General features: G+C 66.1%; 28 protein-coding genes and 1 pseudogene. 13 read left to right on the top strand and 16 right to left on the bottom strand.

What is annotated here, in order from left to right:
* Positions 1-125 precede the first annotated feature (125 nt).
* Genes hsaA through hsaB form a run of 4 tightly spaced genes read left to right on the top strand, consistent with a single transcriptional unit; the run spans position 126 to position 3,664 of the window.
* Positions 126-1,310 carry a 3-hydroxy-9,10-secoandrosta-1,3,5(10)-triene-9,17-dione monooxygenase oxygenase subunit gene (gene hsaA, locus A5625_RS08030; protein WP_066991264.1) on the top strand — a complete coding sequence of 395 codons (1,185 nt, stop codon included), beginning with the start codon at positions 126-128 and terminating at the stop codon, positions 1,308-1,310.
* Positions 1,310-2,188 (top strand): 4,5:9,10-diseco-3-hydroxy-5,9,17-trioxoandrosta-1(10),2-diene-4-oate hydrolase, encoded by an 879-nt coding sequence (gene hsaD, locus A5625_RS08025; RefSeq protein WP_066991261.1) that lies wholly within the window; start codon positions 1,310-1,312, stop codon positions 2,186-2,188. Before hsaA ends, hsaD begins: the two co-directional genes overlap by 1 nt.
* Positions 2,185-3,087, top strand: coding sequence for an iron-dependent extradiol dioxygenase HsaC (hsaC, locus tag A5625_RS08020; RefSeq protein WP_066991256.1), 903 nt, complete (start codon positions 2,185-2,187; stop codon positions 3,085-3,087). Before hsaD ends, hsaC begins: the two co-directional genes overlap by 4 nt.
* A 10-nt stretch (positions 3,088-3,097) precedes the next feature.
* Positions 3,098-3,664, top strand: coding sequence for a 3-hydroxy-9,10-secoandrosta-1,3,5(10)-triene-9,17-dione monooxygenase reductase subunit (gene hsaB, locus A5625_RS08015; RefSeq protein ID WP_066991253.1), 567 nt, complete (start codon positions 3,098-3,100; stop codon positions 3,662-3,664).
* A gap of 7 nt (positions 3,665-3,671) precedes the next feature.
* On the opposite strand, the gene A5625_RS08010 is transcribed toward hsaB, so the two are convergent.
* The gene (locus A5625_RS08010; protein WP_066991287.1) at positions 3,672-4,160 is read right to left on the bottom strand and encodes a hypothetical protein; all 489 of its coding nucleotides are present in this window, start codon (positions 4,158-4,160) and stop codon (positions 3,672-3,674) included.
* Between the two features lie 129 nt (positions 4,161-4,289).
* On the opposite strand from A5625_RS08010, the gene A5625_RS08005 reads away from it, so the two are divergent.
* A complete protein-coding gene (locus A5625_RS08005) occupies positions 4,290-5,120 on the top strand; it encodes an arylamine N-acetyltransferase (protein ID WP_066991250.1) in 831 nt (276 codons plus the stop codon).
* Positions 5,121-5,138: 18 nt separating this feature from the next.
* Here the strand turns inward: A5625_RS08005 and A5625_RS08000 are convergent, their stop codons facing one another.
* From A5625_RS08000 to fadD3, 5 genes are read right to left on the bottom strand one after another with little or no spacing between them, the layout of a single operon-like run.
* Positions 5,139-6,305, bottom strand: coding sequence for a pyridoxal phosphate-dependent aminotransferase (locus tag A5625_RS08000; protein ID WP_066991247.1), 1,167 nt, complete (start codon positions 6,303-6,305; stop codon positions 5,139-5,141).
* A complete protein-coding gene (locus A5625_RS07995) occupies positions 6,302-7,252 on the bottom strand; it encodes an acyl-CoA dehydrogenase family protein (protein ID WP_066991244.1) in 951 nt (316 codons plus the stop codon). The genes A5625_RS08000 and A5625_RS07995 overlap by 4 nt, the downstream gene beginning before the upstream one ends.
* Positions 7,249-8,184 carry an acyl-CoA dehydrogenase family protein gene (locus A5625_RS07990; protein ID WP_066991240.1) on the bottom strand — a complete coding sequence of 312 codons (936 nt, stop codon included), beginning with the start codon at positions 8,182-8,184 and terminating at the stop codon, positions 7,249-7,251. The genes A5625_RS07995 and A5625_RS07990 overlap by 4 nt, the downstream gene beginning before the upstream one ends.
* Complete coding sequence (locus A5625_RS07985; protein ID WP_066991237.1) at positions 8,181-9,326, bottom strand: acyl-CoA dehydrogenase family protein; 1,146 nt, start codon at positions 9,324-9,326, stop codon at positions 8,181-8,183. The genes A5625_RS07990 and A5625_RS07985 overlap by 4 nt, the downstream gene beginning before the upstream one ends.
* Position 9,327: 1 nt before the next feature.
* A complete protein-coding gene (gene fadD3, locus A5625_RS07980; protein ID WP_066991285.1) occupies positions 9,328-10,863 on the bottom strand; it encodes a 3-((3aS,4S,7aS)-7a-methyl-1,5-dioxo-octahydro-1H-inden-4-yl)propanoate--CoA ligase FadD3 in 1,536 nt (511 codons plus the stop codon).
* A 103-nt stretch (positions 10,864-10,966) separates the two neighbouring features.
* On the opposite strand from fadD3, the gene ipdE1 reads away from it, so the two are divergent.
* From ipdE1 to A5625_RS07955, 5 genes are all read left to right on the top strand, one after another.
* A complete protein-coding gene (gene ipdE1, locus A5625_RS07975) occupies positions 10,967-12,115 on the top strand; it encodes an acyl-CoA dehydrogenase IpdE1 (RefSeq protein WP_066991234.1) in 1,149 nt (382 codons plus the stop codon).
* The gene (gene ipdF / locus A5625_RS07970) at positions 12,112-12,900 is read left to right on the top strand and encodes a (5R,7aS)-5-hydroxy-7a-methyl-1-oxo-2,3,5,6,7,7a-hexahydro-1H-indene-carboxyl-CoA reductase (RefSeq protein WP_066991231.1); all 789 of its coding nucleotides are present in this window, start codon (positions 12,112-12,114) and stop codon (positions 12,898-12,900) included. The genes ipdE1 and ipdF overlap by 4 nt, the downstream gene beginning before the upstream one ends.
* Before the next feature lie 44 nt (positions 12,901-12,944).
* Positions 12,945-13,547: a TetR family transcriptional regulator KstR2 gene (kstR2, locus tag A5625_RS07965; RefSeq protein WP_156748036.1), complete on the top strand. Its 603-nt coding sequence runs from the start codon at positions 12,945-12,947 to the stop codon at positions 13,545-13,547.
* Positions 13,548-13,550: 3 nt separating this feature from the next.
* A complete protein-coding gene (fadA6, locus tag A5625_RS07960) occupies positions 13,551-14,711 on the top strand; it encodes a steroid 3-ketoacyl-CoA thiolase FadA6 (RefSeq protein WP_066991228.1) in 1,161 nt (386 codons plus the stop codon).
* A 105-nt stretch (positions 14,712-14,816) separates the two neighbouring features.
* Positions 14,817-15,674 (top strand): endonuclease domain-containing protein, encoded by an 858-nt coding sequence (locus A5625_RS07955; RefSeq protein WP_066991225.1) that lies wholly within the window; start codon positions 14,817-14,819, stop codon positions 15,672-15,674.
* Between the two features lie 88 nt (positions 15,675-15,762).
* Here A5625_RS07955 and A5625_RS07950 read toward each other — a convergent pair whose 3' ends face one another.
* From A5625_RS07950 to echA20, 6 genes are all read right to left on the bottom strand, one after another.
* Positions 15,763-16,503, bottom strand: coding sequence for a hypothetical protein (locus A5625_RS07950; RefSeq protein ID WP_066991222.1), 741 nt, complete (start codon positions 16,501-16,503; stop codon positions 15,763-15,765).
* Positions 16,500-17,138, bottom strand: a complete 639-nt coding sequence (locus tag A5625_RS07945) for a SatD family protein (protein ID WP_066991279.1) — start codon at positions 17,136-17,138, stop codon at positions 16,500-16,502. Before A5625_RS07945 ends, A5625_RS07950 begins: the two co-directional genes overlap by 4 nt.
* A gap of 77 nt (positions 17,139-17,215) precedes the next feature.
* Positions 17,216-18,289: a (3aS,4S,5R,7aS)-5-hydroxy-7a-methyl-1-oxo-octahydro-1H-indene-4-carboxyl-CoA dehydrogenase gene (ipdC, locus tag A5625_RS07940; protein WP_066991219.1), complete on the bottom strand. Its 1,074-nt coding sequence runs from the start codon at positions 18,287-18,289 to the stop codon at positions 17,216-17,218.
* Complete coding sequence (ipdB, locus tag A5625_RS07935) at positions 18,286-19,041, bottom strand: cholesterol ring-cleaving hydrolase subunit IpdB (RefSeq protein ID WP_066991216.1); 756 nt, start codon at positions 19,039-19,041, stop codon at positions 18,286-18,288. Before ipdB ends, ipdC begins: the two co-directional genes overlap by 4 nt.
* On the bottom strand, positions 19,038-19,922 hold the full coding sequence (gene ipdA / locus A5625_RS07930; RefSeq protein ID WP_066991213.1) for a cholesterol ring-cleaving hydrolase subunit IpdA: 885 nt from the start codon (positions 19,920-19,922) through the stop codon (positions 19,038-19,040). Before ipdA ends, ipdB begins: the two co-directional genes overlap by 4 nt.
* Positions 19,919-20,677: a (7aS)-7a-methyl-1,5-dioxo-2,3,5,6,7,7a-hexahydro-1H-indene-carboxyl-CoA hydrolase gene (gene echA20, locus A5625_RS07925; protein ID WP_066991210.1), complete on the bottom strand. Its 759-nt coding sequence runs from the start codon at positions 20,675-20,677 to the stop codon at positions 19,919-19,921. The genes ipdA and echA20 overlap by 4 nt, the downstream gene beginning before the upstream one ends.
* A gap of 61 nt (positions 20,678-20,738) precedes the next feature.
* Between echA20 and A5625_RS07920 the strand changes: the two genes are divergently transcribed.
* Together A5625_RS07920 and A5625_RS07915 are read left to right on the top strand one after the other, a co-directional pair.
* Positions 20,739-21,524 (top strand): SDR family oxidoreductase, encoded by a 786-nt coding sequence (locus tag A5625_RS07920; protein WP_197516014.1) that lies wholly within the window; start codon positions 20,739-20,741, stop codon positions 21,522-21,524.
* A gap of 14 nt (positions 21,525-21,538) precedes the next feature.
* Positions 21,539-22,444 (top strand): SDR family oxidoreductase, encoded by a 906-nt coding sequence (locus A5625_RS07915; RefSeq protein WP_066991207.1) that lies wholly within the window; start codon positions 21,539-21,541, stop codon positions 22,442-22,444.
* Here A5625_RS07915 and A5625_RS28215 read toward each other — a convergent pair.
* The 4 genes and pseudogenes from A5625_RS28215 to A5625_RS07895 form a co-directional block, all read right to left on the bottom strand.
* Positions 22,441-22,751 (bottom strand): annotated as a pseudogene (locus tag A5625_RS28215) (nitroreductase/quinone reductase family protein). The gene A5625_RS07915 and the pseudogene A5625_RS28215 sit on opposite strands and share 4 nt — an antisense overlap.
* Positions 22,752-22,789: 38 nt before the next feature.
* A complete protein-coding gene (locus A5625_RS07905) occupies positions 22,790-23,242 on the bottom strand; it encodes a nitroreductase family deazaflavin-dependent oxidoreductase (RefSeq protein ID WP_066991200.1) in 453 nt (150 codons plus the stop codon).
* Between the two features lie 60 nt (positions 23,243-23,302).
* Positions 23,303-23,692, bottom strand: coding sequence for a hypothetical protein (locus A5625_RS07900; RefSeq protein ID WP_197516015.1), 390 nt, complete (start codon positions 23,690-23,692; stop codon positions 23,303-23,305).
* 21 nt (positions 23,693-23,713) lie between these two features.
* Complete coding sequence (locus A5625_RS07895; protein WP_066991194.1) at positions 23,714-24,877, bottom strand: steroid 3-ketoacyl-CoA thiolase; 1,164 nt, start codon at positions 24,875-24,877, stop codon at positions 23,714-23,716.
* Positions 24,878-25,037: 160 nt separating this feature from the next.
* Here A5625_RS07895 and A5625_RS07890 point away from each other — a divergent pair, with 160 nt between their 5' ends.
* Positions 25,038-26,288: a cytochrome P450 gene (locus A5625_RS07890; RefSeq protein WP_066991189.1), complete on the top strand. Its 1,251-nt coding sequence runs from the start codon at positions 25,038-25,040 to the stop codon at positions 26,286-26,288.
* The last annotated feature ends 19 nt before the right edge of the window (positions 26,289-26,307 follow it).

The following is a 26,307-nucleotide window of genomic DNA, read 5'->3' as shown; positions in this document are numbered from 1 at the left end:
CGTTCCGATTTGTGTCGAGCAGGGTATTCCTGCGGCTGGTAGCGATACGAATCCACTTTTCTGTAACATGTTCTAGTCTCTGGTGTAAGTCCGCTGAGTAAGTCTGGCGCAGGAGGCAAACCTAAGTGACGTCCATTCAACAGCGTGATGCGCAGTCGGTTCTGGCTGGCATCGATGATCTGCTTCCGCAGATTCGGGAACGCGCTCAGGCGACGGAAGACCTGCGCCGGCTGCCCGACGAGACCGTCCAGGATCTTCAGGAGGTGGGGTTCTTCACCCTGTTGCAGCCCGAGCAGTGGGGTGGGTTGCAGTGCGATCCGGCGCTGTTCTACGAGGCGGTACGGCGGCTGGCCAGCGCGTGTGGTTCCACCGGTTGGGTGAGCTCCATCATCGGCGTGCACAACTGGCACCTGGCGTTGTTCGACCAGCAGGCGCAGGAGGAGGTCTGGGGCGAGGACCCCACCACCCGGGTCTCGTCGTCGTATGCCCCGATGGGTGCGGGCGTGGTGACCGACGGCGGCTATCTGGTCAACGGTTCATGGAACTGGTCCTCGGGGTGTGACCACGCCACCTGGGCGTTCCTCGGTGGTCCGGTGATCAAGGACGGCCGGCCGGTCGACTTCGGCAGCTTCCTGATCCCGCGCAGCGAGTACCGCATCGACGACGTGTGGCACGTCGTCGGTCTGCGCGGCACCGGCAGCAACACCGTCGTCGTCAAGGATGTCTTCGTACCGCGGCACCGCTTCCTGTCCTACAAGGCGATGAACGACGGCACCGCCGGCGGGTATCGGACCAACACCGCCCCGGTCTACAAAATGCCATGGGGCACAATGCATCCCACCACCATCTCGGCGCCCATCGTCGGCATGGCATACGGCGCCTACGACGCGCACGTCGAGCATCAGGGCAAGCGGGTGCGCGCGGCGTTCGCCGGCGAGAAGGCCAAGGACGACCCGTTCGCCAAGGTGCGCATCGCCGAGGCGGCCAGCGACATCGACGCGGCGTGGCGCCAGTTGAGCGGCAATGTCGCCGACGAGTACGCGCTGTTGTCGGCCGGCAAGGACATCCCGTTCGACCTGCGGGCCCGCGCTCGCCGCGACCAGGTGCGCGCCACCGGGCGGGCGATCGCCTCCATCGACCGGTTGTTCGAGGCGTCGGGTGCCACGGCCCTGGGCAATGACCAACCGGTGCAACGGTTCTGGCGCGATGCGCACGCCGGGCGGGTGCACGCGGCCAACGACCCCGAGCGGGCGTACCAGATCTTCGGGAACAACGAGTTCGGGTTGCCGCCCGGCGACACCATGGTCTGATGGCCTCGGCAACCGAAGAGATCACCTTCGAGTCGACTTCGCGCTTCGCAGAGGTCGACGTCGACGGTCCGCTGAAATTGCACTACCACGAGGCCGGTGTCGGCAACGAGCAGACCATCGTGCTGCTGCACGGTGGCGGCCCGGGCGCGGCGAGTTGGACGAACTTCTCCCGCAACATTCCGGTGCTGGCGCAGCGGTTCCACGTGCTGGCCGTCGATCAGCCGGGGTACGGCCACTCCGACAAGCGCGCTGAGCACGGACAGTTCAACCACTACGCGGCGCGCGCGCTCAAGGGCCTGTTCGACCAGTTGGGCCTGGGACGTGTTCCGCTGATTGGCAATTCGCTTGGCGGTGGTACCGCGGTCCGGTTCGCGCTGGACTACCCGGACCGGGCCGGACGCCTGGTGCTGATGGGGCCCGGCGGGGTGAGCGTGAACCTGTTCGCCCCCGACCCGACCGAGGGCGTCAAACGGCTGGGCAAGTTCTCCGCCGAGCCGACGCGCGAAAACCTCGAGGCGTTTCTGCGGGTGATGGTCTACGACCAGAAACTGATCACCCCCGAGTTGGTCGAGCAGCGTTTCGAGTTGGCCAGTACACCCGAATCGCTGACGGCGACCCGGGCAATGGGAATGTCGTTCGCCGGAGCAGATTTCGAGCTCGGCATGATGTGGCGTGAGGTGCACCGGCTGCGTCAGCCGGTGCTGCTGATCTGGGGGCGCGAGGACCGGGTCAACCCGCTGGACGGTGCACTGGTCGCGCTGAAAACCATTCCGCGTGCACAGCTTCACGTTTTCGGGCAATGTGGGCACTGGGCGCAGGTGGAGAAGTTTGACGAGTTCAACAAGCTCACCATTGATTTCCTAGGAGGTGCGCGATGAGCATCCGCTCTCTGGGCTATCTGCGTATCGAGGCCACCGACATGGCGGCCTGGCGTGACTACGGCTTGAAGGTCCTCGGCATGGTCGAGGGCAAAGGCGCCACCGAAGGTGCGCTGTATCTGCGGATGGACGACTTTCCGGCTCGGCTGGTGATCGTGCCCGGCGAGCAGGACCGGCTCATCGAAGCCGGCTGGGAATGCGCGAATGCCGCGGGCCTGCAAGAGATCCGGAACCGGCTCGACGTCGAGGGCACCCCGTACAAGGAGGCCACCGCCGCCGAACTGGCCGATCGCCGGGTGGACGAGATGATCCGGTTCTCCGACCCGTCCGGCAACTGCCTGGAGGTCTTCCACGGCGCCGCCCTCGAGCACCGCCGGGTGGTCAGCACCACGTGCCCCAGGCCCTGCTCGGCGGTGACGAACTTGTGGCCGTACGGGCTGACCACCCGTGACGACGAAGAGACATTGCACTTCTACCGCGATGTGCTGGACTTCAAGCTGCGCGACTCGATGCGGCTGCCGCCACAGGTGGTCGGCCGGCCCGCCGACGGGCCGCCGGCCTGGCTGCGGTTCTTGGGCTGCAACCCCCGTCACCACAGCCTGGCTTTCATGCCCGGGCAGACCCCCAGCGGCATTGTGCACCTGATGGTCGAGGTCGAAGAAGCCGACGACGTGGGTCTGTGCCTGGACCGGGCGCTGCGCCGCAAGGTGCCGATGTCGGCGACCCTGGGCCGCCACGTCAACGACCTGATGCTGTCCTTCTACATGAAGACACCCAGCGGATTCGACGTCGAATTCGGTTGCGAGGGAAGACAAGTTCAAGACGACGATTGGATCGCACGGGAGAGCACCGCGATCAGCCTGTGGGGCCACGACTTCAGCGTCGGCTTCAAGGGTTAGTTTCAAGGCCATGACTGCCGCGCCGATCGACCCGCGCACGTTCCGCAGCGTGCTGGGTCAGTTCTGCACCGGGATCACCATCATCACCACCGTGCATGACGACGTCCCGGTCGGCTTCGCCTGCCAATCCTTCGCGGCACTGTCGCTGGATCCACCGCTGGTGCTGTTCTGCCCGACCAAGGTGTCCCGGTCATGGAAGGCCATCGAGGCCAGCGGCCGGTTCTGCGTCAACATGCTGACCGAGCACCAGAAACACGTCTCGGCCCGATTCGGCTCCAAGGAGCCCGACAAGTTCGCCGGGATCGACTGGCACCCTTCCGAACTCGGTTCACCGATCATCGACGGTTCACTGGCCTTCATCGACTGCACGGTGGCCTCCGCGCACGACGGCGGCGATCACTTCGTGGTTTTCGGTGCGGTGCAATCGCTTTCGGAAGCTCCCAAGATCAAGCCACGGCCGCTGCTGTTCTACCGCGGGGAATACACCGGTATCGAACCGGACAAGACGACGCCGGCGCAGTGGCGCGACGACCTGGAAGCGTTTTTGACCACCACCACCCAGGACACCTGGCTGTAGTGACTTTCTAGGTGGACGCGCCGCGGTGCCTCCCGGCGTCGGGGTCATTTCCGGACAGGTTCACCGTGGGGGAGTTGTCCGGGATCGGCTGCTCCTGGCTCCACGCGGCGTCGCGGTCGGAGGCAGCTTCGTCGCCGGCACGGTCGGACTTCACCCTCGGGTCAAGGCTGTCGGCACGCTTGCGCTGCTCGTCGAGCTGTTCACGCGAAGACATCGCTTCGTCTTGATGCGCCGATGCGCGATTCTGTAACCGGGCCGCTTCCGCCGCCTTGGCGTCGGCCTCGGCCTGCGCGGCACGGGCTTTCGCCGCGGTCTCGGTGGCCAGCGCCTCGCGACGCTCGACCTTGGCGGTTTCCAGGTTGGCCTGTTCGCGAATCTCCTCGGCCTCCCGCAGGCGGCGCCGCCTGGTCGCGCTGCGGGCAGCGAGGATGAGGGCGACAATCACGAGGACGGCCACAACTGCGATGACGATCCAGACGATGGTGTTGCTGTTCATGATGGACTCCGTGTCGGTGTGGGAAGCGCTAAGCCCCATTTCGGCGGGTTGCCCCATTCGACAAGAACGAAACAACCGGAGCCGACGCCCGCCGCCTCGGCGGACGGCCCAAGGCCGGAGAATGGTGTCATGACGCTGGACCTGGACGCGTACTTCGACCGAATCAACTATCGCGGTCCCGCCGAGCCGAACCTCGATGTGCTGCAGGATCTGATGGCCGCCCACACCGGTTCGATCCCGTTCGAGAACCTCGATCCGCTGATGGGAGCGCCGGTCGACGACCTGAGCCCGCAAGCCCTCACCGACAAGCTGGTGCACCGGCGCCGCGGTGGTTACTGCTACGAGCAGAACGGCCTGATGGGCTATGTGTTGGCCGAGATCGGGTTCCGGGTGCGGCGGCTGGCCGGCCGGGTGGTGTGGATGCAGCCGCCGGATGCGTCGTTAGGGGCCCAGACGCACACCGTGTTGGCGGTGACGTTCCCGGGCTCGCAGGGGACCTTTCTGGTCGACGTCGGTTTCGGCGGCCAGACCCTGACGTCTCCCATCCGCTTGCAGACCGGAAACATCCAACAGACCACGCACGAGCCGTACCGGCTGAAAGACCGCGGTGACGGCCTGATCCTGCAAGCCCTGGTTCGGGATGAGTGGCAATCGCTGTACATATTCGGCACCCAGACCGTGCCACAGGTCGATCTGAGGGTGGGCAGCTGGTATGTGTCCACCCACCCGTCGTCGATGTTCGTGACCGGTCTGATGGTTGCCCTGACCACCGCGGACGCCCGCTACAACCTGGCCGGGCGGAACCTGACCATCCACCGCGCCGACGGCAGCGAGAAAATCCGTCTCGAGGATGCGGCGGCGGTGCTCGACGTGCTCAGTGAGCGGTTCGGCATCGACATTGCGGGTATCGGCGAGCCGGGCGCGCTACAGGCGCGCATCGAGCAGGTGCTCGACGGCTAGGCCCATCGCCTGTTTGCGCTAGCGGGCCGAAAGCCACGGGCCGAGCCGTCGCAGGGCTTCCTCGATGTCGTTCGTCGGGCCCGCGAATGACAGCCGCACGAACGAGTTTCCGTGGGTGGTGTCAAAGTCGATGCCGGGTGCAATCGCAATTCCGGTCTCTTCCAACAGCTTTGAACAGAATTCCATCGAGTTTTCGGTGAATTCCGAAACGTCGGCGTACACATAGAAGGCGCCGTCGGTGGGCGCCAGGCGCTCGATGCCGATGCCGCGCAGCCCATCCAGGACCAGTGAACGGTTGGTCGCGTACTGGTGCAGGTGGCCGTCGGACTCGGCGGTCGCCTCCGGGGTGAAGGCCGCGACTGCGGCGAGTTGTGACAACACCGGCGGGCAGATGGTGAAGTTCCCGGTGAGGCGATCCACCGCGCGGCGCAACTCGGTCGGCACCAGCAGCCAGCCCAGCCGCCAGCCCGTCATCGCGTAATACTTCGAGAAGCTGTTGACTACCACGGCGTTTCGCGATGTCTGCCACGCACAGCTGGTCTGCGGCGCGCCGTCGTACACCAGGCCGTGATAGACCTCGTCACTGATCAGCCGCGCACCGGAAGCATCACACCACGACGCGATGGCGGCCAGCTCCGCCGGTGTGATGACCGTTCCGGTGGGGTTGGCCGGGCTTGCCACGATGACGCCCTGCACTGGTCGGTCCAGTTCGGCGAGCATCTGCGCGGTCGGCTGGAAGCGGGTCTGCGGCCCGCACGGGATCTCGACCACCTCACATCCCAAGGCCGACAAGATGTTTCGGTAGCACGGGTAACCGGGGCTGGCCAGTGCCACTCGATCGCCGACGTCGAAGCAGGCCAGGAAGGTGAGCAGGAAGCCTCCGGAGGAGCCCGTGGTGATCACCACCGCGTCCGGTTCGACGTCCAGCCCGTGCTGACGTTGGTAGTCCGCGGCGATGGCGGCACGCAACTCGGGGATGCCCAACGACACCGAGTAACCCAGCTCGTTGGAATGCACGGCGGCCGCCGCGGCCGCTCGCACCGGTTCGGGCGCACCCACGCTGGGCTGGCCCGCCGACAGATTGACCAGGTCACCGTGCGTGCGCTGGCGTTCCGCGGCAGCCAGCCACACATCCATCACGTAAAACGGTGGGATGCCGGCGCGCAGCGAGACACGGTCGGTCACGGCGTGTTGAGTACCTCGGATTCCAGTCGGATAAGCAGCTGCTGCGGCGAATCCAGTAGGTGCGCGCTGCCATGGGCACGTTTGAAGTACAGGTGCATGTCGTGTTCCCAAGTGATCGCGATACCACCGTGCAACTGGATGCCTTCGGCGGCCACGGTGTTCAGCGCTTCGGTGGCGGCCAGGCGGGCAGCGGCGGCGTTGGTGGGGGTGGGGTCCTCGCATGCGTCGGAGACGACGGCCTTGGCCGCGGCCACGGTGACGTACAGGTCGGCCATCCGATGCTTGAGCGCCTGAAAGCTGCCGATCGGCCGGCCGAATTGCACTCGATCCTTTGCGTATTCGACGGTCAGTTCCAGGCAGCGTTCGGCAGCGCCGATTTGCTCGGCGGCCAATAGGATTGCCGCCATGTCCGCCAGGCCCGGGTCGGTGCCGATCGGCTCGGTCTGCTCCGCCTTCACCCGCGCCAGCCGCCGGGTCGGGTCCATGGTGGTGACGGGCTCCGCCCTGAACCGCGACCACCTGCTCAGCCGGCCATCCTCGACGGCGACCACGACATCGGCGATATCGCCGTTGACCACATAGCCGGCATCGAGTACCAGCGCCCCGATCGAGGCACCCTCGGCGAGGCGTTCCAGCGTTGCGGCGTCCGGCTCGGGCGCGCTCAGCAACGCCAGCTCGGCCAGTGTGGTGCCCAGCAGCGGGGAGGGCACCAGCCCGCGACCCAGCTCCTGTAAAACGGCTGCGGCATCGGCTAATTCGCCGCCCGCGCCACCCAACTCCTCGGGTATCACCAGGGCGGCGGCGCCGACCTGCTCGCACAACAGTTGCCATAGCGATTCGTCGTAGCCGCGGTCGGATTCCATGGCCACGCGCACCGCCGTCGGACCAGCGTGCTTGGCGACCAGGGCCGCGACGGTCTGGGCCAGCAGCTGCCGTTCTTCACTCATAGCGCCTCCAGCACTCGCCGCCGATGTTCCTCCGGCGTGCCCCACGCGGATCGCAATGCCTGCACCCGCAGCAGCTGCAGCGACAAATCGTGCTCCTGGGTGAAACCGATTGCGCCGTGGGTTTGCAAAGCCGATCGCGCCGCCAACAGCCCCGCCTCGGACGCTGCGGCCTTGGCCGCGCTGACATCGCGCGGGTCCAGTGTCAGGGCAGCACCGTACACCAGCGGCCGGGCTAGTTCGATGGCGATGTGCACGTTGGCCAGCTTGTGCTTGATCGCCTGATACGACCCGATCACCCGGCCGAACTGGGTGCGCTGCTTGGCGTAGTCCACGGCACCGTCACGCAGCGCCTCGGCCGCGCCGATCAACTGTGCCGCGGTGGCCAGGGCGCCGAACTCGTAGGCGCGCTTGACATCTGCGTGCCACGCCGCGCCGGTCGGGGTCACCTCGTAGAGCCGGCGGCTGGGATCGACGGACTCGTGGGCGTCACCCGGTGTCGCCTCGGCGACACCGGCGTCGCCGGCCAGTAGCACCAGCCCGGCCACGTCCGCGTTCACGGCGCGCGGCGTCTGCGGGGGCAGCGCGACGGTCGCGATCAGCTCACCGGAGGCCAATTCGGCGCAGCGTTGGTCCTCGGCGAGCAATACCGGTGCCACAGCGATGGATTCGGTCACCGGGCCGGGCACACACCACCGTCCGAGACGCTCGAGGGCGACCACCAGATCGACCGGGTGCGCGTCGATGCCGTCGAATTTCTCCGGCACGGCCAAGGCGGTGACGCCCAGGTTGGCCAACTGCTCCCACACTTTGCGGCCCGGCGCGGTATCACCGGCGGACCACGCGCGCACCGCGCCGGGCAAGTCCGCCGCACCGAGCGCGGCGTCGATGCTGGCCGCGAAGTCACGCTGTTGTTCGTCTAGCGCAAATTTCACTTCTTGCCCCCGGACTTCTCGCGCGGCAGACCCAGCAACCGCTCGGAGATGATGTTGCGCTGAATCTCGTTGGTACCGGCGTAGATCGGGCCGCCCAACGAGAACAGCAGGCCCTCGGTCCACCGGCCGGTCAGTTCTCCGTCAGCGGCGAGCAGGTCGAGCGCGGTCTGGTGCAATTCGACGTCGAGGTCAGACCAGAACACCTTGGTGACCGACGATTCGGCGCCCAGCTCACCGCCGAGGGCCAGCCGGGTCACGGTGCCGAAGGTTTGCAACCGGTAGGCCTGCGCCTTGATCCAGCCATCGGCGACCCGGTCGGCGAATGCGGGGGGCGAGCCGCCGTCCTTCCACAGCTGCACCAAACGTTCCGCGGTGGCCAGGAAGCGGGCCGGGCTGCGCAGTGACATGCCGCGCTCGTTGCTCGAGGTGCTCATGGCCGCTCGCCAGCCATCGTGCGGGGTACCGATCACGTCCTCGTCGGGCACGAAGACGTCGTCGAGAAAGATCTCGCCGAAGCCGGTGTCGCCGCCCAGTTGAACGATGGGCCGCACGGTGACGCCGTCGGCCTTCAGATCGAACATGAAGTACGTCAGGCCGTTGTGTCGCTCGGCGCCGGGGTCGGAGCGGAACAGCCCAAAACCCCGCTCGGCGAACGGCGCTCGCGAGCTCCAGATCTTCTGGCCGTTGAGCAGCCAGCCGCCGTCGGTCTGGGTGGCGGTGGACCGCAGCGATGCCAGGTCGCTGCCGGACTCGGGCTCCGACCATGCCTGCGCCCAGATCTCTTCGCCGCTTGCCATTTTCGGCAGGATCCGGTCCCGTTGCTCTTCGGTGCCGTGCGCGAACAGCGTCGGCGCCAGCATCGAGGTGCCGTTGGCGCTGGCGCGGCCCGGCGCACCGGCCCGGAAGTACTCTTCCTCGAACACCACCCAGTGCAGCAGCGGTGCGTCGCGGCCGCCGTACTTCTTCGGCCAGGTGATCACCGACAAACCGGCGTCGAACAGCACGCGGTCCCAACGCCGGTGCTGCTCAAAGCCTTCGGCGTTGTCGTAAGACTTCGTCGGGATCGAATCGGCGTTGGCCGACAGGAATTCCCGGACCTCGGCCTGGAAGGCTCGCGTCTCTTCGTCTAGTTCCAGATCCAATTCAGGCCATCTCTCGCAGTTGTGGTTTGACCACCTTGCCGCCCGCATTGCGCGGCAACGCGTCGACGAACCGCACCGAGCGCGGTGCCTTGAAGTTCGCCAGATGCTTACGGGTGTAAGCGATCACAGATTGCTCGTCGAGTTCGACGCCGGGGCGGACCACTAGGTACGCCCGGCCGACTTCACCGAGTCGCTCGTCGGGGACTCCGATAACGGCGGCGTCGGCCACGCCGTCGAGGCGGGCCAGCACCTGCTCGACCTCGGCGGGGTAGACGTTGAATCCACCGCAGATGTACATGTCTTTCAGCCGATCCGTGATGCGCAGGTTGCCGGCCCCATCAACGACGCCGATGTCGCCGGTGTGCAGCCATCCGTCGGCGTCGATGGCGGCGGCGGTGGCCTCCGGATCGTCCAGGTAGCCCAGCATCACGTTGGGGCCGCGCAACAACACCTCGCCCGATTCTTCGGGTGCCTGGGAGTCGATGCGTAATTCGAAGCCGGCGAACGGGCGTCCGCACGTGGTGGCAACCGTGACCGCGTCGTCGTCGGCGCGGCACATCGTTCCCATGCCGTTGGCCTCGGTCAGCCCGTAGGCGGTCAACACGATGTCGATGTCGAGTTCGGACTGCATGCGCTCGACCAATACCACCGGCACGGTCGCGGCGCCGGTCACCGCGAATCGCAGTGAGCTCAGGTCGTATTCGTGGCGGGCCGGATGGTCCAGCAGGATTTGGTAGATGGTGGGAGGTCCGGGCAACACGGTGATGCGGTGTTGCTCGATGGCTTGCAGCGCGCGCAGCGGGTCGAAGGTCAGGTGGGGGATCAGCGTCGCGCCGGTCTGCAGACAGGCCAGGATGCCGGCCTTATAGCCGAAGTTGTGGAAGAACGGGTTGATACACAGGTAGCGGTCGTCGCTGGTGATCTTGCCGTTGGCGGCCCACGACGCCGAAGCGGACAGCGATTGCCGGTGCGCGCACAGCACACCCTTGCTGCGCCCGGTCGTTCCGGAGGTGAACAGGATGTCGCTGACGTCATCGGGTGCGACGGCCGAGGCACGGGCGATCACCGCGTCCAGGTCGCTGCCGTGGCCGGTGAATTCGTCCCACGTCCCGTCCTCGGCGTCGATCGGTATCCGCACGATGTGCCGGAGCGCGGGCAGCGCGGCACGGTCCAGGTCGGCGATGCGGTCGTTGCCGAGGAATTGGCCCATCCCGAACAGCACCGGCGCGCCGGTGCGGGCCAGGATGTCGCTGGCCTCGGCGGCGGTGTAGCGGGTGTTCAGCGGCACCATCGCGGCCCCGGCGTGATGAATTGCCAGGCAGGCCACCACCCAATGCCAGGTGTTCGGCGACCAAACCGCCACCCGGTCGCCGGCCTGCACCCCCAGATCGATCAGGGCGGCGGCCGCCCGGTGCACCTCGTCGCGCAGTTGGGCGGCGGTGAAGGATCGCTCGTCGGTGATCAACGCGTCATGATCGGGCAGTTGGCGCGCGAAACGATCCAGCGCCACAGGTACCGTGCGCGGATCGTCGGTCATCATTGCCTCTCGTCTAACTGCCCGGCTCCTCCGCACGCCGCCGCGCGGCGCGCATCGTCGCCAGGCTGACAAAGCAAGTGCTTGGTAGGTTAGCCTACAGGGCATGCAGGACGTCGAGGAGTTCCGGGCGGAGGTCCGTCAGTGGCTCGCCGACAATCTGGTCGGCGACTTCGCAGCTCTCAAGGGTCTGGGTGGGCCCGGTCGCGAGCACGAGGCGTTCGAGGAGCGCCGGGCATGGAATCAGCATCTCGCCAAGGCCGGGCTGACCTGCCTGGGCTGGCCGGAGAAGCACGGCGGCCGGGGGCTTTCCACCGCGCACCGGGTGGCCTTCTATGAGGAGTACGCGCGGGCCGATGCCCCGGACAAGGTCAACCACTTCGGCGAGGAGCTGCTCGGTCCGACGCTGATCGCGTTCGGTACGCCCGAGCAACAGCAGCGTTTTCTGCCGAAGATCCTCGATGTCACCGAGCTGTGGTGCCAGGGATATTCGGAGCCCGGCGCCGGCAGTGACCTGGCCAACGTGGCGACCACCGCGGAGCTCGACGGCGACGAGTGGGTGATCAACGGCCAGAAGGTCTGGACTTCGCTGGCGCACCTGTCGCAATGGTGCTTCGTGGTCGCGCGCACCGAGAAGGGCTCCAAGCGCCATGCCGGGTTGTCGTATCTGCTGGTGCCGCTGAATCAGCCGGGCGTGGAAGTCCGCCCGATCGTTCAGATCACCGGCACCGCGGAGTTCAACGAGGTGTTCTTCGACGACGCCCGCACCGAGGCCGGCCTGGTGGTCGGCGAGCCTGGGGACGGCTGGCGGGTCGCCATGGGCACGCTGACCTTCGAGCGCGGTGTGTCGACTCTCGGGCAGCAGATCCGTTACGCTCGTGAGCTTTCCAATCTGGCCGAGCTCGCCCGGCGCAACGGTGCCGCCGACGACCCGTTCATCCGTGAGCGGCTGACCCGGGCGTGGACCGGCCTGCGGGCCATGCGCAGTTACGCGTTGGCCACCATGGACGTCGAGCAGCCCGGCCAGGACAACGTGTCGAAGTTGTTGTGGGCCAATTGGCATCGCGATCTGGGTGAGCTTGCCATGGATGTCATCGGCAAGCCGGGGCTGACGCTGTCCGAAGGTGAGTTCGACGAATGGCAGCGGCTGTATTTGTTCACCCGCGCCGACACCATCTACGGCGGATCCAACGAGATCCAGCGCAATATCATTGCCGAGCGGGTGCTCGGCCTACCTCGAGAGGTCAAAGGATGAGTCTGTCCGAAGTTCCGAAAGAGATTGCCGGACACGGACTTCTGCAGGGCAAGGTGGTGGTCGTCACCGCCGCCGCAGGCACCGGCATCGGTGCGGCGACGGCGCGACGGGCGCTCGCCGAGGGAGCCGACGTGGTGATCTCCGACCACCACGAACGACGGCTGGGCGAGACCGCCGACGAGCTCACCGCGCTCGGGCAGGGCCGGGTGGAAAGCGTGCTGTGCGACGTGACGTCGACCGCGCAGATCGATGCTCTGTTCGCGTCCGCCACCGCCCGGATGGGGCGCGTCGACGTCCTGGTCAACAACGCCGGACTGGGCGGCCAGACGCCGGTGGTGGACATGACCGACGAGGAATGGGATCGCGTTCTGGACGTCACATTGACGTCGGTGTTTCGCGCCACTCGCGCGGCGCTGCGCTACTTCCGCGACGCGCCGCACGGCGGGGTGATCGTCAACAACGCCAGCGTCCTGGGCTGGCGGGCCCAGCATTCACAATCACACTATGCGGCCGCCAAGGCGGGTGTGATGGCGTTAACTCGTTGCAGCGCAATCGAAGCCGCCGAATATGACGTGCGGATCAACGCGGTGTCGCCGAGCATTGCGCGACACAAGTTCTTGGAGAAGACGTCATCGTCCGAACTGCTGGATCGGCTGTCGGCCGGTGAAGCCTTCGGACGGGCCGCCGAGCCGTGGGAGGTCGCGGCCACCATTGCCTTTCTGGCCAGCGACTACTCCAGCTACCTGACCGGCGAGGTCATCTCGGTATCCAGCCAGCATCCGTGACGCGCCGACTGGCCAAGCAAGCGCTTGGTTGATACTCTGATCGGGTGGACCGAGTGCCCGGTCAGGCCAACAGCCGGCGAGACGAGCTACTGGAGCTTGCCGCGACCATGTTCGCCGAGCGTGGATTGCGGGCCACCACCGTTCGCGACATCGCCGACAGCGCCGGCATCTTGTCCGGCAGCCTGTATCACCACTTCTCCTCGAAAGAGGAGATGGTCGACGAGTTGTTGCGGAGTTTCCTGGATTGGTTGTTCGCCCGCTACCGCGAGATCGTCGACAGCGAGGCTAACCCGCTGGAGCGGCTCAAAGGATTGTTCATGGCGTCGTTCGAGGCGATCGAGCACCGGCATGCGCAGGTCGTCATCTATCAGGACGAGGCCCAACGGCTGTTATCCCAGCCCCGGTTCTCCTACATCGAGGACATGAACCGGCAACAGCGCAAGATGTGGCTGGAGTTGCTCAATCAGGGCGTGCAGGAGGGCTGCTTTCGGCCCGACCTGGACGTCGATTTGATCTATCGCTTCATTCGGGACACCACGTGGGTGTCGGTGCGCTGGTATCAGCCGGGCGGACCGCTCACCGCGGAGCAAGTCGGTCAGCAATACCTCGCCATCGTTCTTGGCGGGATCACCAAAGAAGGAGTCTGAAAGATGCCTGAGGCGTACGTCATCGACGCTGTACGTACCGCGGTCGGCAAGCGCGGCGGATCGCTGGCCGGGATTCATCCGGTGGATTTAGGCGCCCTGGGATGGCGCGGACTGCTCGACCGGGTCGACGTCGACCCCGCCGCCGTTGACGACGTGATCGCGGGCTGTGTCGATGCCATCGGCGCGCAGGCCGGCAATATCGCCCGGCTCTCGTGGCTAGCCGCCGGCTATCCCGAAGAGGTTCCCGGCGTGACCGTCGACCGGCAGTGTGGTTCCAGCCAGCAGGCGATTTCCTTTGGCGCACAAGCGGTCATGTCCGGCACCGCCGATCTGATCGTCGCCGGCGGCGTGCAGAACATGAGCCAGATCCCGATCTCGTCGGCCATGACGGTGGGGGAGCAGTTCGGATTCACCTCGCCGACCAATGAATCCAAGCAGTGGCTGCACCGCTACGGCGACCAGGAGATCTCGCAATTCCGCGGCTCGGAGCTGATCGCCGAAAAGTGGAACCTGTCCCGCGAAGAGATGGAGCGCTACGCACTGACCAGCCACGAGCGCGCGTTCGCGGCGATCCGTGGCGGCCACTTCGACAACGAAATCATCACTGTGGAAACCGAATCCGGCCCGTTCCGGGTTGACGAGGGTCCCCGCGAGTCGTCGCTGGAGAAGATGGCCGTCCTCAAGACGCTGGTCGAGGGGGGCCGGTTGACAGCGGCCATGGCCAGCCAGATCTCCGACGGTGCCAGTGCCGTGCTGCTGGCGTCCGAAAAGGCGGTCAGGGAGCACAATCTGACGCCGCGCGCCCGCATCCACCACATCAGCGCTCGCGCCGCCGACCCGGTCTTCATGCTGACCGGTCCGATCCCGGCCACCCGCTACGCGCTGGACAAGGCGGGGCTGACCATCGACGACATCGACACCGTCGAGATCAACGAGGCGTTCGCGCCGGTGGTTTTGGCCTGGCTCAAGGAGATCAAGGCCGACCCGGAGAAGGTCAACCCCAACGGGGGTGCGATCGCGCTCGGCCATCCCCTGGGTGCCACCGGTGCCAAGCTGTTCACCACCATGCTCAACGAGCTGGAGCGCATCGGCGGTCGCTATGGCCTGCAGACGATGTGCGAAGGCGGCGGCACGGCCAACGTCACGATCATCGAGCGGCTGTAGGTCTCCTCTTCGCGCCGAGCGTGCAAACCGCGACGCGTCGACGGCGCGTCGCGTCGCGAATTGCACATTCGCGGTGTTGTCGGTGGGGGTTGGCAGCATGCCGACATGGCCGAACTCTTTCTGGTGCGGGAGGCGTTGGCCCGCAACGCTATGCCGGAGCGGGCAACGCGGTTGCTCTACGAGGCGGTCTATCCGGGTGTCTACAGCGCCGGCGGCATCGAACTGACCGCGCGCGAACGCGCGCAGGCGGCATGGCTGTGGTCGCGACGTAAGGCCGTCATCGCCGGGAACTCGGCGGCAGCGCTGCTCGGCGCCAAGTGGGTAAGTCCGTCACTGGCCGAGCTGATCCACGACAATCGTCGCCCACCGGCCGGCATTGCTGTACACATTGAAACTCTGCTTCCGGGGGAAGTGGTCACGGTCGACGGTATGCCCGTAACCAGCCCAGCGCGCACGGCTTTTGACGTGGGGCGGTGGACATCTTCGCGACTGCACGCTGTCCAGCGGCTCGATGCGCTGGCCAATGCCACCGACGTCAAGATCAACGACATCGAGGCCGTCATCGCCGAACATCGCGGCACGCGCGGGCTGCTGCGGCTTCGTGCGGCATTGCCGCTCGTCGACGCGGGCGCGGAATCTCCGCAGGAGACGCGAACCAGGCTGGCGTTGATCGGCGCGGGATTGCCTGCGCCGCAAACTCAGCTCAGGGTCTGCGACGAATACGGGGATTTCGTCGCGCGCATCGACATGGGCTATGACGATTTGCGGGTCGGCATCGAGTACGACGGACCGCAACATTGGACCGACCCCGCGCAGCGTGACCGCGACATCGATCGGCACAGCGCATTGCTCGACTTGGGCTGGACGATTATCAGGGTGAGCAGTCAACTTCTGCGCTATCGGCAAGGGACCTTCATCGCGCGGGTTGTCGCCGCGATGAACGCCGCTGGGTGGCGCCCGTAGCTGCCGAGCGTGCAATCCATGACGCGTCAAGGGCGTGTTGTGTCGTGAATTGCACACTCGCGCAAGGGAGTTCCCGGCCGGCCGCCCCTTACTGGGTTGTCACAACCAGGCCGATGCCGCCCAGGGCGAGCAGCCAGCTCGCGAAGCTGCCGACCAAGAAGTACTCGGTCACTTCGTCGATGCCGACGCCGTTGTCGCGGTTTGTTTGAGCGTTCAATTCCGGAAACCGGATGATGCCCTTGGCGGCGACGACCGCGCTGGCCGCGGCCACCTGTCCGCCGATGCCAAGGCTCAGGATCAGCAGGCGTTCCATCGGTCCCAGCAACCTGCCGCCCTTGAGCCGGTCCGATGGCTGCGGCTCGCCGGCCGGTCGCACCGCGCCGACCGAGCCGAGCACCAAGCGCACCAGCTGATTCGCGGTGGCGAACTGGACCAGCACCACACCGAGGATCATCAGCAGCCGGGTGGGCGTGACATGGCTGAGCGGCAGGTGGACCCAGGCCGACCACCGCGCGATGACACCGTTGGCCGGCGAGGACCAGCCGGACAGCACGACCAGCAGCGCCAGCGCACAGCCGAACACGGCCAAGGGGGCGAGTTGCTGTCTGCCGCTGTGTTCGCTTCGCGCACATAGCCATTCCCAAACGGTCACCGCCGCGGCCGCGACTACCAGCAGCGCGACGTCGCCGGCATGCCACAGTGCAGCCAGCACCGCGCAGGCCAGTACCACGACCGGTCCGATCAGTAGCGCCGGCCAAACCGCGCGGACCGCTCGCCGGCAGAGGTCGGCGACTCCGAGCGCGGTGAGGAAGACCGCGACGGCGCTCATGGCAGGCTCCGAAGGTATTGGCTGGCAAGGACAATGAGATCCAGTCCATCGCGGCTCGCGCGCTGGGACACCGCCGACGGGCTGATGCCCTCGTCGGCGGCGAGTTCCTTTTTGGTCCGACCCGTCATCAATCCCTTCACAATCCGCAACGATCTCTCATCGAGTGATCCAAGCAGATGGTCCCGACAGAGCAGCGCCGCATTGATACCGGCGGCGTCGCCGCGCGTGTTGCCATCTGCCCGGAACGTCGTGCGTACCAGCGCGAAGCCGGGTTGCCGCTGAGCCTGTGCGGTCTGCTGGATGGCCTCCCGCGCGGTCCACCAGCCCGGACCGTCCTGGATTCCGGTGTCGGCATCGAGGATGGTGACGGCGCCCCAGCCGATACCGAACCGGACATCGATTTCGGGGCCGACTGCCAGCCGCAGCAACAGGGCGGCGTCGATCGCAGCGCCCACTGTCGGGTAGCTGCCTTGAAACTCGTCGCCGACGGTGAAGGCCGGCGGATCGATCGCATCGCCGACGATGTGCTGCAGGGCGCTCGCCAAAACCCGGTGCAGCTCCGAGCGGTCGGCGGTGCGCCGGGAACCGACGACATCGCCGATGAGCGTCGCCCGTGGTGAAGAATCAAGCTTCATCCCGACCATTTGAAGATTATAGCTTAATTAATCGAGACTGAAGCCATAAGCTTCATCAAGCGGTTTGGCCCGCCCGGTTACGGTCCTTCCACCAGCCCGGATGCCGCTTGCAGGTGCTTGATTGCGTCGCGAACAATCGAGTCGATCAGCTCCGCGCAGGACGGCAGGTCCTCGAGGATGCCGGCTACCTGCCCGGAGGCCAGCACTCCGGCCTCGGTGTTGCCGTCAACCAGGCCGGCTTTCAACAGCATCGGGGTGTTGGCCGCCATCACCACCTGCGACCAGGTCAGCTCCTTGCCGTGGCGCATCGCCAGGCCGTCGCTGATCATCGACCGCCAGGTCATCTGCGACATGTGCTTGAACTTGGCGGCATTGCGCACAGCAGCGGTGAGACCGCGCACCGGCGAACCGCCTTCCAGCTTCTCGACCAGGCCGGTACGCAGCACCCGGTGCGGCATGCCGTCGACGCGGGTGGTGACGACCGTGCCGTCTAGCGCCGACTCAAGGTAACGGCGTTTCACCGCGTCGGGCACCGTTGAATCCGAAGTCAGCAGGAAGCGGGTGCCCATCGCCACGCCGGCGGCGCCGTAACTCAACGCCGCGGCCAGCCCGCGCCCGTCGAAGAATCCGCCCGCAGCGATCACCGGGATCCCGCTGTCCTGCACGGCGTCCAGCACCGAGGGCAGCAGCAGTGTCGTGGCGACCGGCCCGGTGTGCCCACCACCCTCGCCGCCCTGCACGATCATGGCGTCGGCACCCCAGGCGGCGACCTTACGGGCGTGCTTTGCCGCGCCGATCGACGGAATCACCACCGCGCCGGCATCTTTCAGCCGGGCGATGAGTTCCTGCTTGGGGGCCAACGCGAAAGACGCCACCTTGACGCCCTCGCGGATCATCAGGTCGACGCGGTCGCCCGCGTCGGCGGCGTCGGCGCGGATGTTCACCCCGAACGGTTTGTCCGTGGCTGCCTTGACTTTGGCGATGGCCGTCGCCAATTCGTCCAGCGTCATGGTGGCCGAGGCCAGAATGCCCAGCCCGCCGGCGTTGGCGGTGGCCGACACCAGCCGGGCGCCCGCCACCCAGCCCATCCCGGTTTGGACCACCGGGTGCTCGACACCGACCAGTTCGGTCAGCGGCGTGCGCAGCTTCATGAACGTATCTCTCTGTCGCGCAGCGCCTTCGGGTCGATCACCTCACGAATCAGGCGCAGCTCGTCCTCGGTCGGCAACCTGGTCTCCGCGGCGCCGTCGAGGCCGTGAATCTCAAACGAGGTGTTCTCTTGCACTTCATCGGCCGAAACGCCGGGATGCAGCGAGACCGCCCGCATGCTGCGCTCGGGCCCGCCGAAGTCGAACACGCCGAGGTTGGATACCACCCGGTACGTGTTGGCGAAGCGGAACGCCGGATTGTCGGCGTCCACGTTGTCCCAACCGATTCCACAGACGATGTCGACCTTTTCGCAGAACACCCGCTTGGAGTGGTTGCCGACCCAGTAACTGGTCGCGTGGTTGATGGCATTGCCGGGTGCACCGCGAACACCGAACATCTGACGTTTGGGCTGCTGCAGCGGGCCGAACGCGGAGATGTTCTGATTGCCAAACCGGTCAACCTGATTGGCGCCCATCACCACATGACGCCGACCCCAGGCCAAAGTTTCGAAAACCCGGCCGAACGGCATCCAGCCCTCGACGGGGGCGGAGGCCCCCAGCGCCGGGGTTTCGGCCAGCAATTGCGCCTCACCGTCGGTCAGCAGGATGTCCGGTGCGAAGGTCAGGCGGGCCAGCCGCGCGCCGACCGAGGCCATGTTCGTCATCGGGCTGACCATGATTTCGCCTGCATTGCGGAACAATTCGGCGCACGCGACGGCGCAGACCTCGGGCCGGGTGATCGCTTCGCCGCTCATGAAGAGGCCTCCTCTTTGAAAGCGCGCACGGCAGTTTGATAGTCCTCTTCGCTACCCGACAGGAATGTTTGCACGAACTGCCGCCAGCCGTCATCCGTCGAGGCCGCCTCGGCGTAATGCCGCTGGAACTTCTCGTCACGGCCATAATCCGGTGCGGCAGTGGTGAAGTGGGCACCGCCGGGGGCTTCCACCACTGCGTCGACCATCATCCGGTTCACCAGCAGCGCCTGCGGCGGTACCGCCTTGACCAACTCTTGGGTGGAAACCACGCGCTCCACCGACAGGAAGCGCTTGTCGGCGGCCATCAGGAACAGGTCGTCGAAATATGGGTCGATGCCGGTGTAGGCCGCATTGCCTTGCGCGTCACCGAGGTTGAGGTGGGCGAACGCGGCGTCCAGGCGCAGCGCCGGCATCGCGATCAGCGTCTCGTGCCCGCCCTCTGGTGCCGGATACGGGCTGGTCACCGTCTGCAGCTCGCCCTCCCAAAAGTCCGGCACCGAACTGCCCAGCCCGGCCCGAATCGGCAAGAACGGCAGGCGCTGTGCGGCGGCTTGCAGACCGCAGCGCAGCATGCCTTCGTCCATCTCCCGGGCCTCGATCGCGCCGTTGGCGCGGGCCTTGGCGAACCATGGGTCGTAGAAGGGCGGTGAGTCCAGCGAGACGAAGCCGTAGTAGACGCGCTTGACCTTGCCGGCCGAACACAGCAGACCCAGGTCCGGCCCGCCATAGGTGACCACGGTCAGGTCGGTGATGTCGGTGCGTAGCAGGGCGCGCACGAACGCCATCGGCTTGCGTCGCGACCCCCAGCCGCCAATACCGATCGTCATGCCACTGCGCAATTGCGCAACGGCCTCGTCGAGGGTGGTTCTCTTGTCGCTCACGACTTCTCACCCTTCGTCGTACCGGCGAAGGCGTCACGATGCTCATCGGACACCCCGGCGAGATTGAGCTCGAACGTAAAGCCTTGCTCCATGCGGTAACTGGAGTTGACTCGTTGCACGTCGATCAGGTTCAGCGCCTCTTTGGCCGCCCGGATGACGCGAGTGTCCTTGGCGGCGATGTCGCGCGCGACCCGCAGGGCGGCTTCGTCCAGTTCGTCGCGCGGGACCACCTCGTGCACCGAGCCGAAGTGGTGCAAGGTGGCGGCATCCACCGTGGCGGCGGTGAAGAACAGCCGTCGCATCAGGTGCTGGGGCACCAGCCGGGACAGGTGGGTGGCGGCACCAAGCGCACCGCGTTCCACCTCCGGCAGCCCGAAGGTGGCGTCCTCGGAGGCCACGATGACATCGGAGTTGCCGACCAGCCCGATGCCGCCGCCCACACAGAATCCGTTCACCGCGGCGATGACGGGCACCGCGCATTCGTAGACGGCGCGGAAGGCGGCGAAGCAGCCGCGGTTGGCGTCGATCAGCGCGGTGAATCCCTCGGTGCGCTGCATCTCCTTGATGTCGACCCCGGCATTGAAGCCGCGGCCCTCGGCGCGCAGGATCACCACGTGGGTGTTCGGATCTTGGCCGGCGGCGGTGATGGCGTCGGCGAGGTCGAACCAGCCGCGCGACGGGATGGCGTTGACGGGCGGGAAGTCGACGGTAACCGCGACGATGCCCGGTTCGGTGGTGGTGGATGTGATGGGCAAGGTGCCACTTCCTTGTGGGGGGTAACTACCTAAGCAAGCACTTGCTTGGTACGCTAGCACAGTGACTCGCGCCGAAGCATCCGACGCCATCAACTTGGGGCTGGCCGGGCGGGTTGTCCTCGTCACCGGCGGAGTGCGCGGGGTGGGCGCCGGTATCAGCGCCGTCTTCGCCCAGCAGGGCGCCACCGTCATCACCTGCGCACGGCGCGCGGTCGAGGGACTCCCGTATGAGTTCCACTCCTGCGATGTTCGCGACGACGACGCCGTCAGGGAGTTGATCGACACCATCGCGGACCGGCACGGGCGACTCGACGTCGTCGTCAACAACGCCGGGGGATCGCCCTACGTGTTGACCGCGGAGTCCAGCGCCAAGTTCAACCGTAAGATCATCGAGTTGAATCTGATTGGCGCGCTTTCGGTTTCGCAACACGCGAACGCTCACATGCAAAACCAGCCGCAGGGCGGATCGATCGTCAACATCTGCAGTCTCAGCGGGCGACGGCCCTCCCCGGGCACCGGCGCCTACGGGGCGGCCAAGGCGGGGCTGGAAAGCCTCACCCAGACGCTGGCCGTGGAGTGGGGGCCGAAGGTTCGGGTCAACGCCTGTGTGGTCGGCATGGTGGAAACCGAGCAGTCCGAATTGTTCTACGGGGACGCCGATTCCATCGCCGCGATCTCGAAGAACGTACCGCTCGGCCGGCTGGCAGAGCCTGCCGATATCGGTTGGGCCGCAGCCTTTCTCGCCTCCGCTGCGGCGTCCTACATCAGCGGAGCCTCGTTAGAGGTGCACGGCGGTGGCGAGCCGCCGCACTATCTGGCCACCACGAACGCCAACGCGATCAAGTAGAGGAGACAAGAACTATGGGAGTGGTTGACGGCCGTGTCGTCATCGTCACCGGAGCGGGCGGCGGCATCGGTCGCGCGCACGCGCTGGCCTTTGCGGAAGAAGGCGCGCGGGTGGTGGTCAACGACATCGGGGTGGGCCTGGACGGCTCCCCGGCCGGCGGCGGCAGCGCTGCCCAGAGCGTCGTCGACGAAATCACCGCGGCCGGCGGCGAAGCCATCGCCGACGGATCAAACATCGCCGATTGGGATCAGGCGGCGAGCCTGATCCAGACCGCCGTCGAAAACTTCGGCGGGCTGGACGTTTTGGTGAACAACGCCGGCATCGTGCGCGACCGGATGATGGCCAACACCAGCGAGGAGGAGTTCGACGCCGTCATCGCCGTGCACCTCAAGGGGCACTTCGCCACAATGCGCCACGCCGCAGCGTACTGGCGCGGCCTGTCCAAAGAGGGCAAAACCGTTGACGCGCGGATCATCAACACCAGTTCGGGTGCCGGCCTGCAGGGCAGCGTCGGACAGGGCAACTACAGCGCCGCCAAGGCCGGCATCGCGGCGCTTACGCTCGTCGCAGCGGCCGAGATGGGTCGCTACGGCGTCACCGTCAATGCCATCGCGCCATCGGCGCGCACCCGAATGACCGAGACGGTGTTCGCCGAGATGATGGCGACCCAGGATCAGGACTTCGACGCCATGGCCCCGGAAAACATTTCGCCCCTGGTGGTTTGGCTCGGCAGCGCTGAATCACGGGACGTCACCGGCAAGGTGTTCGAGGTCGAGGGCGGCAAGATCCGGGTGGCCGAGGGCTGGGCGCACGGACCGGAGATCGACAAGGGCGCGAAATGGGATCCCGCCGAACTGGGTCGCGTCGTCGCCGATCTGCTCGCCAAGGCGCGTCGGCCGGTCCCGGTCTACGGCGCCTAGCGCGGTTCGCACACCACCAGCGGGATGACCCGGTCGGCGGTCTCTCGGTACTTGCGATAGGGCGGGTATATCCGCCAAAGGACGCGGGCAGGATCACCCGATCACCGTCGCGCAGGTAGAGGGTCGCGGTGGTTCGCGGCTGGCACGACCTGCGTCCGGTCGTCGTCAGCAACGCCGCCGGAAACCGCAGTAGTTTGGCGCCGAGCTTGCCGTTGGTTCGCCGGTACACCGAGATATGGGCGCGCGCGAAATACCTGAGCAGCAGCGCAATCGGGCGAGAGTTGCGAACCCAGCGACCGTCGGACATCGTGCCCAGATGATTCCCAGCCCGGGCGAAATGGAAACTTAGGGGTCGCAGATGATGATCGGGATGACCCGATCGGTCCAGGCCCGGTAGTCGTCGAACGAGGGATACATGGCATCCAACTTCGGCCAGTACTCCGCGCGTTCGGCCTCGCTGGCATCACGGGCCTGCAGCTGCAGCACCTCATCCTTGATCTGCACCGACACTTTGGGATTGGCCTTGAGATTGAAGTACCACTGCGGATGCTTGTCGCTGCCTCCTTTGGAGGCGACCAGTATCACCCGGTTGCCTTCGCGCAGATAGAGCAGCGGGCTCACCCGCGGTTCACCGGTCTTACGGCCGGTGGTGGTGAGTAGCGCGACCGGAGCCTTCTGGAAAGTGTTGCCGAGTTTTCCGTTGCTGCGCTTGTAGATCCATGCGTTGCTCTTGGCCATCCACTTGATGATGAAGCTGACCCACGGCGAGTTCAGTGCGCGCGGCTTCGCTTTCGGCATGCTGTTCCTCTGTGTTCGATCTGGCCGGCTCCTCCCCACCCCGCGTTGCGGGCCGCGTCGTTACCGCTGAATGAAGGGTTGGAAGCGAACCTCGATGTGGTGAATTTCGGCTTTGCCAGTGGCGCTTTCGGCCGGAATCACGAAGGTCTCGGTGACGTGCGCGGCGAGCCGGCGGCCGCCGAACGCCGCCTTGGTCAGCACCCGGTACACCGCGTGAACCTGGTCGCCGTCGATGCGGTAGTCCGGCGGTGTGGTGTCCGCGAGCAACCGATACTGCAGCCCGCGATTGAGGCTGCGCCGCAGATGGTTTCCGGAGAAGCCGTTTTTGATGCCCTGCTCGACGCGAGTGCAGCGCGCGGCGAACGGAACAGCGTCGCCGTCATGGCTGACCAGCGCGTCGATGTAGGACTGCGCCGCGGCGATGCGGCTTTCGTCGGAGACGCTCACCAGAAAGGCAGAAGGGATCAAGAGCTAGATGCGCTCGATGATGGTGCCGGTCGACAGGGCACCGCCCGCGCACATCGTGATCAGCGCGGTGGTCTGGTCGGAGCGCTCCAGTTCGTGCAACGCGGTGGTGATCAGCCGGCTGCCGGTGCTGCCCACCGGGTGCCCCAGCGCAATGGCGCCGCCGTTGACGTTGACCTTGGCCATGTCCGGGTCATGCACCCGCGCCCAGGACAGCACCACCGAAGCGAATGCCTCGTTGATCTCGGTGATGTCGATGTCGCCCATCTTCATGCCGGCCTTTTCCAGCACCTTCGCCGTCGACTGCACCGGCCCGTCCAGGTGGTAGTAGGGCTCGGCGCCGACCAGCGCCTGGCTGACGATGCGGGCGCGCGGCCGCAGGCCCAGAGCCTTGGCCTTGTCCTCGTCCATCCACAGCACGGCCGCGGCGCCGTCGGAGATCTGCGACGACGTTCCCGCCGTGTGGATCCCACCTTCGAGGACCGGCTTGAGCGCGGAGAGGCCCGACAGCGTGGTCTCGCGCAAGCCCTGGTCGCGGCTGATGGTGACGCGCTCGGACGTCGGCTGCTTGTTCTCGTCCAGCGCCGGGGCCTCGATCGGGGAGATCTCGCGGTCGAAACGCCCTTCTTCCCAGGCCTGCTTGGCCTTGGTCTGGGAGGCCAAGCCGAATTCGTCGATGTCTTCCCGGGTGATGCCGCGCCGCTTGGCGATTCGCTCGGCCGCGGTGAACTGATCGGGCAGATCGATGTCCCACGACGCGGGCCGCAGGATGCTGCGGTCCGGGCCGGCGTTGGCGCCGAGTCCGACGCGGCTCATGGCCTCGATTCCGCAGGCGATACCGATGTCGATGGCACCCGCCGCGATCAGCCCGGCGATCAGGCCGTTGGCCTGCTGGCCGCTGCCGCACTGGCAGTCCACGGTCATGGCGCCGACGTGCTCCGGCAGGCCGGCGACGAGCCAGCTAACCCGGCTGATGTTGTTGGACTGCTCGCCGAACTGCGTCACGCAGCCACCGATCACCTGTTCGACGTCGCCGGCGTCGATGCCCGCCTTTTCGACCAGCGCCTTCTGGACCGCACCCAACAGTTCGGTGGCATGCAGGCCTGACAACCATCCGTTGCGTTTGCCGATCGGGCTGCGAGTGGCTTCGACGATTACCGGGTTACCCATGACGCCAGGCTAGAACACGTTTCATTACTATGACAAGCGACGATGCGCCGCCGCCTTTTGTCTGCGGTGGAGGCATGTTTTACTGGCACCAGAGCATCACTAGGACAGCTAGTGTCCTGGGGTCGCAAGTCATCGAGGACTGTAGTTAGGAGAAGTTAGCGTGCCCAGTCCGAATCTTCCGCCCGGGTTTGACTTTCTCGATCCGGACGTCACTGTCAAGGGCCTGCCGGTCAACGAGTTGGCCGAAGTGCGCAAGTCCGAGCCGATTTACTGGGTGGACGTTCCAGGCGGTACAGGTGGCTTCGGTGACAAAGGCTATTGGGCCATCACCAAGCACAAGGACGTCAAAGAGATCTCCGTGCGCAGCGACATCTTCTCGTCGCAGCAGGACTGCGCCATTCCGGTGTGGCCGCAGGAGATGACCCGCGAGCAAATCGACCTGCAGCGCAACGTCATGCTCAACATGGACGCGCCGCACCACACCCGGCTGCGCAAGATCATCTCGCGTGGTTTCACCCCGCGGGCCATCGGCCGGTTGCGTGACGAACTGGACGCCCGTGCTCAGAACATCGCCAAGACCGCGGCGTCGGCGGGTACCGGCGACTTCGTCGAGCAGGTCTCCTGCGAGCTGCCGCTGCAGGCCATCGCGGGTCTGCTGGGCGTCCCGCAGGAAGACCGGGACAAGATCTTCCGCTGGTCCAACGAGATGACCGGCAACGAAGACCCCGAGTACGCGCACATCGATCCCGCGATGTCGTCGGCCGAGCTGATCATGTACGCGATGAAGATGGCCGAGGAGCGTGCCAAGAACCCCGGCGATGACATCGTCACCCAGCTGATCCAGGCCGACATCGAGGGCGAGAAGCTCTCCGACGACGAATTCGGCTTCTTCGTGGTGATGCTGGCGGTGGCCGGTAACGAGACCACCCGGAACTCGATCACGCACGGCATGATCGCGTTCGCGGAGAACCCCGACCAGTGGGAGCTGTTCAAGAAAGAGCGCCCCGAGACCGCGCCCGACGAGATCGTCCGCTGGGCCACCCCGGTCACCGCGTTCCAGCGCACCGCGCTGGAGGACTACGAGCTGTCGGGTGTGCAGATCAAGAAGGGCCAGCGGGTGGTCATGTTCTACCGCTCGGCCAACTTTGACGAAGAGGTCTTCGAAGACCCGCACAGCTTCAACATCATGCGAAACCCCAACCCGCACGTGGGCTTTGGTGGTACCGGTGCCCATTACTGCATCGGAGCGAACCTGGCCCGGATGACGATCAGCCTGATCTTCAACGCGGTGGCCGACCACATGCCGGATCTGAAGTCGATCTCGACACCCGAGCGGTTGCGGTCCGGCTGGCTCAACGGCATCAAGCACTGGCAGGTCGACTACACCGGCAAGTGCCCGGTGGCGCACTGATATGGCATCAGAAACGTCG

Source organism: Mycobacterium sp. 1465703.0, assembly GCF_001672975.1.
Classification (GTDB): Bacteria; Actinomycetota; Actinomycetes; order Mycobacteriales; family Mycobacteriaceae; genus Mycobacterium.
Note: the sequence above shows the minus strand (reverse complement) of the source record. Positions and strands in the feature narration are given on the sequence as shown.